The sequence below is a fragment of the Streptomyces sp. MCA2 genome, assembly GCF_023544705.1.
Classification (GTDB): domain Bacteria; phylum Actinomycetota; class Actinomycetes; order Streptomycetales; family Streptomycetaceae; genus Streptomyces; species Streptomyces decoyicus.
This window is the reverse complement of the sequence record NZ_JAMJFM010000001.1, coordinates 239,946-253,534: the sequence shown is the minus strand read 5'-3', so window position 1 is coordinate 253,534 and position 13,589 is coordinate 239,946. Positions and strand designations below refer to the sequence as shown.

Here is a 13,589-nt window from a genome sequence, read left to right as displayed (position 1 = left end):
AAATCAGCTCCGACGCAGCCGAAGGGCGAAGAAGGCCAGACCCAGACCCGTCAGAGCAAGGCCGGCGCCCATCGGAAGGACCCGCTCGACCGGTGCGCTCGGGGCTTCCATGGCATAGGGACTCGCCGTTGCGGCCGATTCGCCATCCGTACTGTCCGGTGCAGAGCGCGCCTCCTCCGTCGGGACGGCAGGGGTCGGGAGCGGCGGCAACGCCTCGTACGGGTGCTGGATGAGCCGGTCAGCGGCCTGGAAGCGGTGCGAGGGGGACGGCCGTGCCGGGGCCCCGTCTCTCGCATGGGGTGTGGGCGCCGAGGGCTTGTGGTGCTTCGGTGACGGGGCACGCCGGCCAGGCCGGGGGTGCGCACGGTCGGCGTCGGGAGAGCTCGCCCCGGCGGACGGCCCGTGATGGCCCGGCCTCGGGTGGTACACGTCGTCGTCGCGCCCCGGGAAGGGGTACCGCGACGCGTCCGGCCCGATGAAGGAAGGGTCGAACGGGTGATGCGGGCGGTGGTACCAGCGCCCGGGCCCACGAAGCCCGCCGAAGTGGTGGTGCGAAGGCCCATGCGGGAAGCCCGGAACGGCGTCCGGCAGGCCGGGGAAGCGGGGCGGCAGCTCCGGGAGGTGCCCCGGGGCCCCCGGATGGCCGGAGTGACCATGGTGGCCCCGGCGCCCTCCGGCGCCCCGCCCGTCGCCCGCGCGGGGGTCCGCATAGTCGTCGGAGCCGTAGCCGTCGAAGTCGTCGCCGCCGGGCCCGGCCTCTTCCTGCGCATAGTCCTCCGGCTGATCGCCCGGCCGGGCGAGCTGCGGAGGGCGGTCGACCGGTGTGGCCCGCCGATCCGCAGCCGCCGCGGAGGCGGCTCCTATCGGTACGGGCAGCACGACGGCGGCCACCAACAGACCGGTGGCAATGCGCGAACGGAAACCTGGAGCGACCACAGTGCCCCTCCCGTGCCGAGCCGTCGAGTGACCACCCCAGCGTCACATGTGATGAGATTCACGGCATCTCGGGCATATCGCCCGGGTTACTCGACGGGAACGCGGGAGGGGCGGGCGCGGGCGGCGCGGGCTACGGGGCGGGGCGGCCGGGGGGGGCTCAGACCGTCAGTACGACCTTGCCGATATGCGTACTCGCCTCCACGATGCGATGCGCCTCGGCGGCCTCCGCCAGCGGGAGCGTACGGTCCACGATCGGCCGCACCTGACCGTTGCTGATCAGCGGCCAGACGTGCTCCCGTACGGCGGCGACGATGGCCGCCTTCTCGTTCAGCGGGCGGGCGCGCAGCCCGGCGCCGGTGATCGCGGCGCGCTTGGCCATCAGGGCGGCGAGATTCAGCTCCGCCTTCACCCCGCCCTGAAGCCCGATGATCGCCAGTCGTCCGCTGACCGCCAGCGCCTTGACGTTCCGCTGGAGATACTTCGCGCCGATGATGTCGAGGATGACGTCCGCGCCCTTGCCGTCGGTGGCCTTGCGGATCTCCTGGACGAAGTCCTGCTCGCGGTAGTCGATGAGGATGTCCGCGCCCAGCTCGGCACAGCGGGCCAGCTTCTCGGGTCCGCCCGCGGTGACCGCCACCCGCGCGCCGACCGCCTTGGCGAGCTGGATCGCCATGGTGCCGATACCGCTGGCGCCGCCGTGGACCAGGAGCGTCTCGCCGGGGCGCAGGTGCGCGATCATGAAGACGTTCGACCAGACCGTGCAGGTCACCTCGGGCAGCGCGGCGGCAGAGACCAGGTCCAGGCCGTCCGGCACCGGCAGCAGCTGCCCGGCCGGGACGGCCACCTTCTCCGCGTATCCGCCGCCCGACAGCAGCGCGCACACCTCGTCACCGACGGCCCAGCCGTGCACACCGGGTCCGAGCTCGATGATCCGCCCCGAGCACTCCAGCCCCGGGTAGAGGGAGGACCCGGGCGGCGGATCGTAGAAGCCCTGGCGCTGGAGCAGGTCGGCGCGGTTCACAGCGCTGGCCGCGACCTCGATCAGGACCTCGCCCTCGGCGGGCGTCGGATCGGGCACGTCCGCCCAGACAAGTGCTTCGGGGCCACCGGGCTCGGGGATAGTGATCGCTCGCATGGGCGCGAGGCTACTCGCCGTCCGCGCACGGGGCGACGGTGCGGGGGCCGACGACTACCGCCGGGTCGGCCACCGGACCCCGCATGAAGTGCGGTTATCCGGCCGTCCGCCCTCCGGGGCGACGCCGCCGCGGAGGAATCGGGGGTCCGCGGCGGGTGCTGGACATGCCGCGGTGCACGGGGTCCGCGGGCCGGTGCGGTGCTTCGGGCAGGGCATCTCGTCGCTCCGCCACCACGTGCCACTCCACCGGGTGAGCACTCCGGCATTGCCCCACCACGGCTCCCCCGCCGGCGGTATCAACGCTCCATGGTCAAGACGTCCGTTCGCATCTTCGCCGGTGCGGCAGAGCCCTGCCGCCGGTCGCCGATTCCTGCCGCGACTGCGGGCGCACGGGCGCCGGCATGCCGGAGCATGGGAGGCATGTCCCCTACGCAGACCGCCGCAGCGCACACCGTTCCGGGAGGGTCGGCCGGATGAGTGACGCGCAGCAACCGCGCCGCGAGACCGGCAGATTCTCGGTCCTCCGCTCCCTCTGGTCCCGCACACGGACCGAGGCCAAGGACGACACCGAGGCCGGCCGCTCCATCGTCCTGCCCGCCCAGGGCATGGCACCGCCGCTCCAACAGGTCCTGCGACGGCTGGTCATGGCGCTCGGGGTACTGGCCGTCACGACGCTGCTCGTCTGGTTCGACCGCGACGGATACCGCGACAACGCCCATCAGCAGGTCGATTTTCTCGGCGCGGCCTACTACGCGACCGTCACCCTCTCGACCACCGGCTACGGCGACATCACCCCGGTCAGCGACAGCGCACGGCTGATCAACATCCTGGTCATCACACCGCTCCGCGTACTGTTCCTGATCATCTTGGTCGGCACCACGCTCGAAGTCCTCACCGCACGCACCCGGCACCAGGTACGCATTCACCGTTGGAGATCCCGTATGCGAGATCACGTCGTCGTCATCGGCTACGGGACGAAGGGCCGCCACGCCATCGAGACCCTGATCGTCCAGGGCATCTCCAAAGAGAAGATCGTCATCGTCGACCCCCAGCAGACGGTCGTGGACGCCGCCAGCAGCGACGGCTTCGTGGGCGTGCACGGAGACGCCACCCGCTCCGACACGCTCACCCGAGCCGAGTTGCAGCGCGCCGCGCGCGTGGTCGTGGCGACCCAGCGCGACGACACCGCCGCCCTGGTCACCCTGACGGCACGGCAGCTCAACAAGCACGCCTCCATCGTGGTGGCGGTACGGGAGGACGAGAACGTACCGCTGCTGAAGCAGAGCGGCGCCGACCTGGTCATCACGAGTTCGAGCGCGGCGGGCCGGCTGCTCGGTATGTCCATGGCCAGCCCGAACGTCGGCACGATCCTGGAGGATCTGCTGACCTACGGGAACGGTCTGGATCTCGACGAGCGGCCGGTGACGAGGAGCGAGGCGGGCCGCTCCCCCCGCGAGCTGGAGGATCTGGTGGTGGCGGTCGTACGGGGTCACCGGGTGCTGAACTACACCGACCCGCAGGCCGCCACGCTCGAACTCACCGACCGTGTGATCACCATCAGGCAGGCGGTACCGAGCAGCTGACGGGGGAGCAGCGGACGGGAACGCCTGGCGGACCGCCGGCTGAGGGGCGGGCGGCCGCCTGGCGCACGGGGTCGTCCTACGCGCCCCCGGGGGCGGTCCAGCCCGTCGACGAAACCGGTGACCAGCCCGCTGACCAGGGCAGTTCCAGAAGTTCAAGCTCGGTGCCGCGCTCCGCGCCACCGGGCGGGACGACGGCCAGCGCATCGGCGGCGGCGATCCCGCGCAGCATGGCAGGGCCGTGGAAGTGCAGCGGCGCCGCCGTCAGACCCTGCCGTTCGTCCTCGCGGTACGCCACCGGAACGAGCCGGGTGTCCTGCGGATGCCCGTGGACGGGGGCGGCCAGCGGCGTACGGTACGGCGCGGCAGGAGGGCGGGCGGCGAGCGTACGGAGCAGCGGTTCGGCGAGCGTGACCAGGCCGGAGACGGCGGCGAGGGGGTTGCCGGGCAGGCCGACGAGATGCCGGTGCGGGGCCAGCCGGGCGAGCAGCATGGGATGCCCGGGGCGTACCGCCACGCCGTCCACCAGCACCTCGGCGCCCAGCCGGCGCAGGGTCGGGTGCACATGGTCGACCGGGCCCGACGCCGTGCCGCCGGTGGTGATCACCACGTCGGCGGTGGACTCCGCGACGGCGGCGTACAGGGTGTCGGCGTCGTCGGCGAGATGGCGCGGCGCGGCCGCCTCGACGCCCAGCGCATGCAGCCAGGGGGCGAGCATCGGGCCGAGCGCGTCCCGGATCCGGCCGTCCTGGGGCAGGCCGTGGTCCAGCAACTCATCGCCCAGGACCAGAACTTCGGCACGAGGCCGGCGGTAGGCGGTCAGCTCGTCGTAGCCGGCCGCGGCGGCCAGGCCGAGAACGGCGGGGGTCACCAAGGCGCCGGCGGGCAGCAGTTGGTCGCCGCGGCGGCACTCCTGGCCCCGCGGCCGGATGTCCTGGCCGGGCGGCGCGGGCTGCGGTGCGTACAGGCGACGGCCGCCGTCGCTCAGCTCACGGACCTCGCCGTGCTCGCTGCGCAGCACGGCGGTGGCGCCGGGCGGGATGCGCGCGCCGGTGGCGATGGGGAGGGCATGGCCGTCGTGCAGCACCTCGGTAGGCGCATGACCGGCAAGGATGCCGGGCGGGGGGCCGGCCTCGGGCGCACCGGCGGGGTGGTCGAGCCGCCAGGGGCCTGGGCCGGACACCGCCCAGCCGTCCATCGCCGAGGTGTCGAACGACGGCAGGTCGGTGAGCGCGGTGAGGGGCGCGGCGAGCGTTCGGCCGAGCGCGTCGCCGAGCGCCGAGGTCTCGGGCGCGGGCGGGCCAGGTACGGCGCGCTCGGCGATGTCCCGGGCGATGTGCCAGGGGAGGGCGGCAGGGGTGGGTCGGGGACCGGAGGCGGTGGGGGCCGGTGGGTCTTCGGGGCCGGAAGGGGCGGAGGGGCCGGAGTGCCCGGGAGGCCTGGAGGCGCTGGAGGAGCGAGAGGTGCTGGAGTTGCTGTTCCCGCAGGCTGCGGGGTCGTCCAGGGAGAAGGGGTCGTCCGGCGTGTAGGGGACGTCGCCGCCGCCTCCGGGGGTGGAGGAGCGGGGTGCCGCCGTCTCACCGGTGGCGTGCGGCACCCGCACGGTCGTGGGATCGGCCCCGGCCCCGGTCTCGGGCCGGACGCGCACCGGTGCGGCCGCGTTGGCCAGCGCGAGTGCCTCGTCGAACGGATCGCCACGTCCCTCGCCCGCCGGCTCGCCCCAGGTCGGGCCCGCCGTACCGGCCGTGCCGCCGGGCTCCCCGCCGAACGCGCCGTCGTACTCGCCGTCGAACTCGCCGTCGGTCATTCCGCGGGCTTCGTTTCGGCACCCGTGGCGTCGGCGTCCGCCGCGCCCTCGGCCGCCCAGCGGTTGGCCAGCGCGGAGGCCCGGTCGGTCAGTTCCTGCACGTCACGGCCCTGTTGGCCCGCCGCATAGCCGATCAGGAAGGTGGTCAGCGGCGCGGCCGGCCGGGCCACGCCGTGCGCCGCGTCCCGCGCGAGATCGAGAAGCGCCGCCGTGTCGACATCGAGCTCGATGCCCAGTTCGGCCTTGACTGCGGTGATCCATTCGTCCAACACGTTTCCATGCTCCCTGATACGGGCGCGTGCCGCGCTGATGTCTTCCCAGGTGTCGCAGTCGAAGGATGCCGTGGTCGTGGCGTCCGGGACCCGTTCGAGCAGCAACCCGGCCATCAGGGCACGCAGCGGCAGACCGGCCAGGGTGCCGTGCTCGGCCCGCACCCGCGCCAGCTCACGGCGCAGCGGCTCGGCCCGATAGGCGGCCACCAGCGGCTGGTCCCGCCCCGAGGCGTCCTGGAGCATCGCGCCGTCGCGGGGGGTGCGGCCGTCGCGGGGTGCGGGGCCCGCGTGAGGCGCACGGCCGTCGCGGGGCGCACGGCCCTCGTGAGGCACACGGCCCTCATGAGGCACAGAACCGCCGCCCGGCGCGGCGGCGCCGTCCGTTCGCGTCGCCGCTTCCAGGAGGCTCTGTACGGTCGCTGCGGTCAGGAACGGGAGGTCGGCGGAGAGGACGAGCACGGTCGGGGCGGTGGTGTGCCGCAGGCCGGCGTCCAGTGCGGCGAGCGGACCGCCGCCCGGCGGGTTCTCCAGGGCGTGGACGACGGCGCGGGTGGCCGGGCGCCGCGGGCCGACGACGACGGTGATCGCCGCATCGGGGCAGGCGGCGAGCACCCGGTCCAAGAGGGGACGGCCGCCGACGGACAGGGAGGGCTTGTCCGCCCCGCCGAGCCGCCGGGCCGCGCCTCCGGCCAGCACGATGGTGTCGTAGTCGGTGAGGTCGTCCACGTCTTGAGTATCGCCGGGGAGAACGGGATCACACCGCTGCCGGAACTGCGGCCGATGTCAGCTCCGCCACAGCGCACACAACCGCCACGGGTGGGGCTGCGCTCTTCTCCCACCCGTAGCGGCTGCCACGGGACTCACCGGCCGCACCGTGTCGCCGGCCTCCCTGCCGTCACAGCGCCCGAAGCAACACCGCGGGCTGTTCCACGCAGTCGGCCACGAACCGCAGGAAACCGCCGGCGGTGCCGCCGTCGCACACCCGGTGATCGAAGGTGAACGAGAGCTGCACGACCTGCCGGACGGCCAACTCCCCTTCGTGCACCCACGGTTTGGCGGCTATCCGGCCGACGCCGAGCATCGCCGCCTCGGGGTGGTTGATGATCGGCGTGGAGCCGTCCACGCCGAAGACGCCGTAGTTGTTGAGGGTGAAGGTGCCGTGCGTCAGCTCGGCCAGGGAGAGCCCGCCGGCCCTGGCGGTTTCGGTGAGCCGGGTGATCTCGGCGGACAGCTCCTCGACCGTACGGGCATGGGCGTCCCGCACGACCGGCACGACCAGGCCGCGGTCGGTCTGCGCCGCAAAGCCCAGATGGACGGCGGGCAGCCGGACGATCTCCTGGGCCTCGGTGTCGACGGTGGCATTGAGCTCGGGGAACCGTGCGAGCGCGGCCGTGGTGATCCGGGCCAGCAGCGCGAGCAGCGACACCTTGGGGGCACCCGGCACATTCATCGCCCTACGGGCGGCGAGGAGTTCGGTGGCATCGGCTTCGACCCAGCAGGTCGCCTCCGGAATCTCCCGACGGCTGCGGCTGAACTTCTCGGCGGCCGCACCGAGCATCCCCTTCAGCGGGATCCGCTCCTCGCCCGCCGCGGCACCCGCTCGCGTGGACCCGGTGGCCTTGACGGCACCGCCGGTCGCGGCCCCCGCCACACCCGTCACACCGGCACCGAGCGTCCGGTCGGCACTGCCCACCCCATGGGCACCAACCGTGGCGACCGCCCCGGCAGCCCCCATCGTCTCCCGCTCCTGCCGGGCCCGGATCGCGCACTCGACGTCCGTACGGAGAATCAGCCCATCCCGCCCGGACCCCGTCAGCTCCCGCAGATCCAGCCCGTTTTCCCGCGCCATCCGACGCACCAGCGGGGAGATGACCGCCACCGTGCGACTACCGGCATCCACCGCACCGGGCCCAACCGAACCGTTCGCCCCAGCCGTTTTGGCCGATCCGCCCACCCCCGTGGCCCCGGCTGCTCCGGTGGCACCGACTGCCCCGACAGTCGCCGCCCCGGCCTCGCCCGCGCCTGCGCCACCGGGCGCACCGTCGACCGCGCCGGTCCCGGCCGAACCGTCCGCCGTCTCTCCGGGCCGCGACACTCCCGCCATGGGCCCCGCGCCGCTCCCCGGCCGGATCCGGCGCCGCCGCGCGGCCGCCGCGCTCGTGCCGTAGCCGACGAGCACATTCCCGGACCCGGCATCCTCCGGGCCCTCCGTGGCCGGACCGGAGGCCCCACCGGAAGGCGGCGCCGAAGCCCCGGCATCGGGTGCACCACCGGGCGCACCTGCCCCGGCGCCCGGCCCCGTCCCGGGGCCGAGTCCCGCCAGATCATCGGGCACGGCCCCCACCGCGACCGTCACCAGCGGTGCCCCCACCGGGACTTCTTCCCCCTCCTCGCCGAAGCGGGCGGTCACCACGCCCCCATACGGGCACGGCACCTCCACCATCGCCTTGGCGGTCTCGACCTCCACCACCGGCTGGTCGATGGCCACCACCTCGCCGACCTCGACCATCCAGTGCACGATCGTCGCCTCGGTGAGGCCTTCCCCCAGGTCGGGCAGGGTGAATTCGCGGACCACGGCCATCACTCACCACGTCCCTCGGTCCAGTCCGACTCCCACTGGAGGCGGGCTACGGTGTCCAGAATCCGGTCCACGCCCGGCAGATGGTGCCGTTCCAGCATGGGCGGCGGATACGGGATGTCGAAGCCGGCGACGCGCAGGACCGGCGCCTCCAGGTGGTGGAAGCAACGCTCGGTGATCCGTGCGGCGATCTCCCCTCCGGGACCGCCGAACCTGTTGGACTCGTGCACGACCACGGCCCGCCCGGTCCGCCGCACCGACGCGCAGACCGTGTCGTCGTCGAACGGCATCAGCGAGCGCAGATCGACCACTTCCAGGTCCCAGCCCTCGGAGCGGGCTGCCTCGGCGGCCTCCATGCAGACCGGGAGCGACGGACCGTAGGTGATCAGCGTGGCACTGCTGCCGCGGCGCCGGACCGCGGCCCGGCCCAGGGGCGCGACCTCGGTGGGTGCGTCGGGCGACCAGTCGGCCTTGGACCAGTACAGCCGCTTGGGCTCCAGGAAGACGACGGGGTCGTCGGAGGCGATGGCCGCACGAAGCAGCCCGTAGGCGTCCTCGACGGTCGCCGGGGTGACGACCTGGAGCCCGGGGGTGGCGAGGTAGTACGCCTCGGAGGAGTCGCTGTGGTGCTCGACCCCGCCGATGCCGCCGCCGTACGGGATGCGGATGGTCAGCGGCATCGTCAGCGCGCCGCGGGTGCGGTTGCGCATCTTGGCGACATGGCTGATCAGCTGCTCGAACGCCGGGTAGGCGAAGGCGTCGAACTGCATCTCGACGACCGGCCGCAGCCCGTACATCGCCATACCGACGGCGGTGCCCAGGATGCCGGCCTCGGCGAGCGCGGTGTCGGTGCAGCGGTCCTCGCCGAACTCCTTGGCGAGGCCGTCGGTGACCCGGAAGACGCCGCCCAGGGCGCCGACGTCCTCGCCCATGACATGGACGGACGGGTCGTCGGCCATGGCGTCGCGCAGCGCGCGGGTCAGCGCCTGCGCCATGGTGGCGGGCTTGCGCGCGGTCGCCGGAGCGGTGGTCGTCATGGCCTGGCCTCCTCGGCGGAGCCGTCGGCGCCCGCTGCGTGCTCGGTGTGCCCGTCGGCCTCGGCGTCCAGCTCGGCGCGCAACTGTGCCGCCTGGGCGCGCAGTTGGCTGGTCTGCTCGGCGAATACGTGCGTGAACAGGTCCATCGGGTCCAGCTCCGGGTCGGCGTTCATCCGCTCCCGGAGGTCGGCCGCCAGCTGCTCGGCCCCGTCCCGGGTGGCACCGACGAATGCGTCGGTCAGCAGATCGCGGGCTGCCAGCTCGTGTTCCAGAAGGGCTATCGGGTCGTGCGCCCGCCAGGTCTCGACCTCGGCGTCGCTGCGGTAGCGGGTGGCGTCGTCGGCGTTGGTGTGCGCCTCGATGCGGTAGGTGACGGCCTCGATCAGGGTGGGGCCGCCGCCCCTGCGGGCCCGTTGCACGGCGTCGGTGAGCACCTCGTGCATGGCAGGGGCGTCATTGCCGTCGACCAGTCGGCCGGGCATGCCGTATCCGACCGCCTTGTGGGCGAGGGAGGGCGCGGCGGTCTGCTTGGCCAGCGGCACGGAGATCGCGAAGCCGTTGTTCTGGACGAGGAAGACCACCGGTACCTGCCAGACCGCCGCGAAGTTCAGCGCCTCGTGGAAGTCGCCCTCGCTCGTGCCGCCGTCGCCCACCATGGCCAGCGCCACCACCTCGTCGCCCTTGAGGCGGGCGGCGTGCGCCAGGCCCACGGCATGCGGGAGCTGGGTGGCGAGCGGGGTGCACAAGGGGGCGATGCGGTGCTCGTGCGGGTCGTATCCGTTGTGCCAGTCGCCTCGCAGCAGGGTCAGCGCCTGTACGGGGTCGAGGCCGCGGGCCACGGCGGCGAGGGTGTCGCGATAGCTGGGGAAGAGCCAGTCCCGGTCTTCGAGCGCCAGCGCCGCGGCGATCTCGCAGGCCTCCTGTCCGGTGGAGGACGGGTAGACCGCCAGGCGTCCCTGCCGGGTCAGGGCCGTGGCCTGGGCGTTGTACCGGCGGCCGCGCACCAGCTGGGTGTACAGCCGGGTCAGCAGTCCGGAGTCGATCTTGGCCGCGGCGTCCGTACCCAGGAGGCGGTACGGCTCCTCGTCGGGCAGGAGGGGCGCGGGGTCGACGCGCGGTCGCCAGGCGGGCGGCGGGCCGGCCAGGCCGCTCTTGTTCCTGCTGCTGCCTGGCTGCTCAAGGACCGTCATGTCGAGCACCTCCTCGTGTCGAAGGGGTGGCGCGATGCGCCTCATGTGGGTGGTGGGCGGACGGCGGGTGGGCAGGATGGAATCGGCCAGGGCGGGTACGCCCTGCCCTACCGATTGTTCGGTCGCCGATGCATTTTGGCTACAGGCGGGCTCAGCCTGTGGACAAACGGTTCTCCACAGCCTGAGATGAAGCCAGGGCGTCCACGAAGGGGAGGCGGGACCATATGCCGGACGAACAGATGGCCAATTCCGGCGGGCAGCCGCCCGCGGCACCCACCCCGCCATCGCCGGCCGCGCGCCCGCTCGACACCATCGACCGTTCGATCCTGCGCATGCTCCAGACCGACGGCAGGGCGTCGATACGCTCCGTGGCCGAGCGGGTGCATGTCTCGCGCGCCAATGCCTACGCCCGGATCAACCGGCTGATCGACGACGGTGTGATCCGCGGCTTCAGCGCCCTCATCGACCAGGAACGCGCAGGTCAGGGCGCCTCCGCCTACATCACGCTGAAGATCGTGCAGAACTCCTGGCGGACGGTGCGCAAACAGCTCACGGCGCTGCCGGGGGCCACCCACATCGCGCTGGTCAGCGGCGACTTCGATGTGCTGCTGCTGGTCCACACCAAGGACAACCGCGAGCTGCGGGAGCTGGTCCTCACCCGCATCCAGTCGATACCGGAAGTGCTCAGCACCCGCACCCTGCTGGTCTTCGAGGAGACCGACCTCGGCCCCGAGGAGGGATGACCCGCCGGCGGGTGGCGGAGAAGGCCCCCGCGGGACGCGGACGCCTCAGGGACGCCCGGATCAGCGGCTGGCTCAGGCACCGGATCAGCGCCCGGACCAGGCTCCGCCCGGTCAGGGTTCCACACAGGTCGGCGCGAGCGCGGATCAGGCCTTGCGCAGCCCCGCGAACGCCGTACGCACCACGGCCTCGGCGACCTCGTCACGGCTCACCGCGCCGCCCCGCCCCGGCCGGTACCACTCGACAATCGAGTTGATCATGCCGAAGAGCAGCCGGGTGGCCAGCCGGATGTCCACGTCGTCCCGGAGGTCGCCGGCGGCGGCTGCCTGCTTGAGCAGATCGGAGACCTCGTGGTCGAACTCCCGGCGGCGCTCCATGGCCCACCGCTCGGTGTCCGTGTTTCCGCGCACCCGCAACAGCAGCGTCACGTAAGGGAGTTCGTCCATCAGCACCTCGGCCACGCGGCGGGTGACGTGCTCCAGCCGCTCGATCGCCCGCCCCTGGACGGCGCCCGGCTCCTCCAGCACACCGAACAGCCCGTCCAGGGCCCGGCTTATGGCGCGGTGCAGCAGCTCTTCCTTGCTGCGGACATGGTGGTAGATCGAGGACTTCGAGATGCCCGCCGCCTTGGAGAGGTGCTCCATGGACGTGCCGTCGTAGCCGCGCTCGATGAACACCTCGACGGCGACCGCGAGCAGCGAATCGGGCGTATAGGTGTCGCGCTTGGCCATGGTCATGATTAGAGCACCTATTTCTCGAGGTCTGCACGGCGCCGCAGCGCCCAGGACGGTACGTAGCGTCCACCGGCGTTCTGGTGATGCATCGAGTCCAGCAGATCCCACGCCCACTGGGCGCCGAGCCGCTCGGCCCACTCCATGGGGCCGCCGGGATAGTTCACGCCCAGCCGCATGGCCGTGTCGATGTCCTCGGGACTCGCGACCCCGCGGGCCGCGGCGTCCACCGCAAAGTCGATGATCATCGCGATCGTCCGGGCGACGATCATCCCCGGTACGTCCTCGACCACGCTGACCTGCTTGCCCATCGCCTGGAACAGCCCGACGGCCTCCGCGAGGTCCGCCTCGGAAACCGCCTCCGAGGCCGCCAGGGCGATCCGGGTCGCGGCACGGTAGTCCAGGGAGAGATCGAAGCGGATGTACTTCCCGTAGACGTCGGACGTCGCCGGATAGCCGTTGGTCAGCGCCAGACAGGCCCCACCGGGCAGCCGGAGGAAACCCTCCGACTGCCCCGGTGTCCGGTCGCGGGTGATCTTGATGCCCGCCTCCTCGATGAGCTCGCGCAGCACCACCGCGGGGCCGGGCAGCTTCGCGTGCAGTCCGACGGACCCGGGCGCAGGACAGGCCTCCGCGGTCCGCGGTTCGGGCCGCCGGGCGCCCTCGGAGTAATCGAACCAGCCGCGGCCTGCCTTACGGCCGTGCAGCCCGGACTCGACCAGCCGGCGCTGCGCCAGGGAGGGGGTGAACTTCGGGTCCTGGAAGAATGCCTGCCATACGGAGTGGGTGACCGCCTCGTTCACGTCCTGCCCGATGAGGTCGGTCAGCTCGAAGGGCCCCATCTTGAAGCCGGCACCGTCGCGCAGCACCGCGTCGATGGTGGCCGGGTCGGCGACCCGCTCCTCGTAGGCACGCAGAGCTTCGGCGTAGAAGGGGCGGGCGAGGCGGTTGACGACAAAACCGGGGGTGTCCGTGCAGCGCACCGGCTGTTTGCCCCAGGCCGCGGCGGTCTCGTACGCGGTCGTGGCGGCGGACTCGTCGGTGGCGAAGCCGCTGATCACCTCGACCAGGGGGAGCAGCGGCGCGGGATTGAAGAAGTGCATGCCCACGCAGCGGCCGGGGTGGCGCAGCCGCCCCGCGACCGCGGTCACGGACAGCGAGGAGGTGTTGGTGGCCAGGAGGCAGTCCGCCGCCACGATGTCCTCCAGGGCGGTGAACAGCTCCTGTTTGGCGGGGAGTTGCTCCAGGATCGCCTCGATGACCAGTGCGGCGTCGGCCAGCTCCGCGAGGGCGGTGGCGGGGGAGAGGCGCTCGCGGGCGGCGTCCCGCTCGTCCGCCGAGATCCGGCCTTTCTCGACCAGCCGGTCCAGCCGGCCCCCGATTGCCTCAGCGGCTTGTCCGGCGCGCCCGGCGGCGGTGTCATAGAGGCGTACGCGATGACCGGCGACCAGCGCCACCTGCGCGATGCCCTGTCCCATGGTGCCGGTGCCCACCACTGCCACGGTGCTGCTGGTTGCGAGAGCCGTCATGCCAGCTGATCCTTCCCGACCGACTTTTCCACAGGCTGGCCGGGCCCTCTTGC

Annotated in this window: 11 protein-coding genes; 2 read left to right on the top strand and 9 right to left on the bottom strand. The window is 72.8% G+C overall.

The window, feature by feature from the left end; translation table 11 throughout:
• Nucleotides 1-3: 3 nt before the first annotated feature.
• Complete coding sequence (locus M8I34_RS01165) at nucleotides 4-936, bottom strand: hypothetical protein (RefSeq protein ID WP_250047337.1); 933 nt, start codon at nucleotides 934-936, stop codon at nucleotides 4-6.
• Nucleotides 937-1,093: 157 nt separating this feature from the next.
• On the bottom strand, nucleotides 1,094-2,071 hold the full coding sequence (locus tag M8I34_RS01160) for an NAD(P)H-quinone oxidoreductase (RefSeq protein WP_244413611.1): 978 nt from the start codon (nucleotides 2,069-2,071) through the stop codon (nucleotides 1,094-1,096).
• Between the two features lie 473 nt (nucleotides 2,072-2,544).
• Between M8I34_RS01160 and M8I34_RS01155 the strand changes: the two genes are divergently transcribed.
• A complete protein-coding gene (locus M8I34_RS01155; protein WP_250047335.1) occupies nucleotides 2,545-3,654 on the top strand; it encodes a TrkA family potassium uptake protein in 1,110 nt (369 codons plus the stop codon).
• A gap of 76 nt (nucleotides 3,655-3,730) precedes the next feature.
• Here M8I34_RS01155 and M8I34_RS01150 read toward each other — a convergent pair whose 3' ends face one another.
• The 5 genes from M8I34_RS01150 to pdhA all read right to left on the bottom strand — a co-directional run bounded on the left by M8I34_RS01150 (nucleotide 3,731) and on the right by pdhA (nucleotide 10,535).
• Nucleotides 3,731-5,458 (bottom strand): molybdopterin molybdotransferase MoeA, encoded by a 1,728-nt coding sequence (locus M8I34_RS01150; RefSeq protein ID WP_250047333.1) that lies wholly within the window; start codon nucleotides 5,456-5,458, stop codon nucleotides 3,731-3,733.
• Complete coding sequence (locus M8I34_RS01145) at nucleotides 5,455-6,456, bottom strand: DUF6457 domain-containing protein (RefSeq protein WP_250047331.1); 1,002 nt, start codon at nucleotides 6,454-6,456, stop codon at nucleotides 5,455-5,457. The genes M8I34_RS01150 and M8I34_RS01145 overlap by 4 nt, the downstream gene beginning before the upstream one ends.
• A gap of 169 nt (nucleotides 6,457-6,625) precedes the next feature.
• Complete coding sequence (locus M8I34_RS01140; protein WP_250047330.1) at nucleotides 6,626-8,311, bottom strand: dihydrolipoamide acetyltransferase family protein; 1,686 nt, start codon at nucleotides 8,309-8,311, stop codon at nucleotides 6,626-6,628.
• Complete coding sequence (locus M8I34_RS01135; RefSeq protein ID WP_250047327.1) at nucleotides 8,311-9,345, bottom strand: alpha-ketoacid dehydrogenase subunit beta; 1,035 nt, start codon at nucleotides 9,343-9,345, stop codon at nucleotides 8,311-8,313. Before M8I34_RS01135 ends, M8I34_RS01140 begins: the two co-directional genes overlap by 1 nt.
• Nucleotides 9,342-10,535 carry a pyruvate dehydrogenase (acetyl-transferring) E1 component subunit alpha gene (gene pdhA / locus M8I34_RS01130; protein WP_250047326.1) on the bottom strand — a complete coding sequence of 398 codons (1,194 nt, stop codon included), beginning with the start codon at nucleotides 10,533-10,535 and terminating at the stop codon, nucleotides 9,342-9,344. The genes M8I34_RS01135 and pdhA overlap by 4 nt, the downstream gene beginning before the upstream one ends.
• 224 nt (nucleotides 10,536-10,759) lie before the next feature.
• On the opposite strand from pdhA, the gene M8I34_RS01125 reads away from it, so the two are divergent.
• The gene (locus M8I34_RS01125) at nucleotides 10,760-11,278 is read left to right on the top strand and encodes an Lrp/AsnC family transcriptional regulator (RefSeq protein ID WP_030075629.1); all 519 of its coding nucleotides are present in this window, start codon (nucleotides 10,760-10,762) and stop codon (nucleotides 11,276-11,278) included.
• A gap of 144 nt (nucleotides 11,279-11,422) precedes the next feature.
• Here M8I34_RS01125 and M8I34_RS01120 read toward each other — a convergent pair whose 3' ends face one another.
• The gene (locus tag M8I34_RS01120; RefSeq protein ID WP_244413597.1) at nucleotides 11,423-12,013 is read right to left on the bottom strand and encodes a TetR/AcrR family transcriptional regulator; all 591 of its coding nucleotides are present in this window, start codon (nucleotides 12,011-12,013) and stop codon (nucleotides 11,423-11,425) included.
• Nucleotides 12,014-12,024: 11 nt separating this feature from the next.
• Nucleotides 12,025-13,536: a 3-hydroxyacyl-CoA dehydrogenase gene (locus M8I34_RS01115; RefSeq protein WP_250047325.1), complete on the bottom strand. Its 1,512-nt coding sequence runs from the start codon at nucleotides 13,534-13,536 to the stop codon at nucleotides 12,025-12,027.
• Between the last annotated feature and the right edge of the window lie 53 nt (nucleotides 13,537-13,589).

Excerpts from the sequence above, each read along its gene's own strand:
- M8I34_RS01160 (WP_244413611.1), bottom strand. The coding sequence starts at position 2,071 with ATGCGAGCGATCACTATCCCCGAGCCCGGTGGCCCCGAAGCACTTGTC.
- M8I34_RS01155 (WP_250047335.1), top strand. The coding sequence starts at position 2,545 with ATGAGTGACGCGCAGCAACCGCGCCGCGAGACCGGCAGATTCTCGGTC.
- M8I34_RS01135 (WP_250047327.1), bottom strand. The coding sequence starts at position 9,345 with ATGACGACCACCGCTCCGGCGACCGCGCGCAAGCCCGCCACCATGGCG.
- M8I34_RS01115 (WP_250047325.1), bottom strand. The coding sequence starts at position 13,536 with ATGACGGCTCTCGCAACCAGCAGCACCGTGGCAGTGGTGGGCACCGGC.
- pdhA (WP_250047326.1), bottom strand. The coding sequence starts at position 10,535 with ATGACGGTCCTTGAGCAGCCAGGCAGCAGCAGGAACAAGAGCGGCCTG.
- M8I34_RS01125 (WP_030075629.1), top strand. The coding sequence starts at position 10,760 with ATGCCGGACGAACAGATGGCCAATTCCGGCGGGCAGCCGCCCGCGGCA.
- M8I34_RS01120 (WP_244413597.1), bottom strand. The coding sequence starts at position 12,013 with ATGACCATGGCCAAGCGCGACACCTATACGCCCGATTCGCTGCTCGCG.
- M8I34_RS01140 (WP_250047330.1), bottom strand. The coding sequence starts at position 8,311 with ATGGCCGTGGTCCGCGAATTCACCCTGCCCGACCTGGGGGAAGGCCTC.
- M8I34_RS01150 (WP_250047333.1), bottom strand. The coding sequence starts at position 5,458 with ATGACCGACGGCGAGTTCGACGGCGAGTACGACGGCGCGTTCGGCGGG.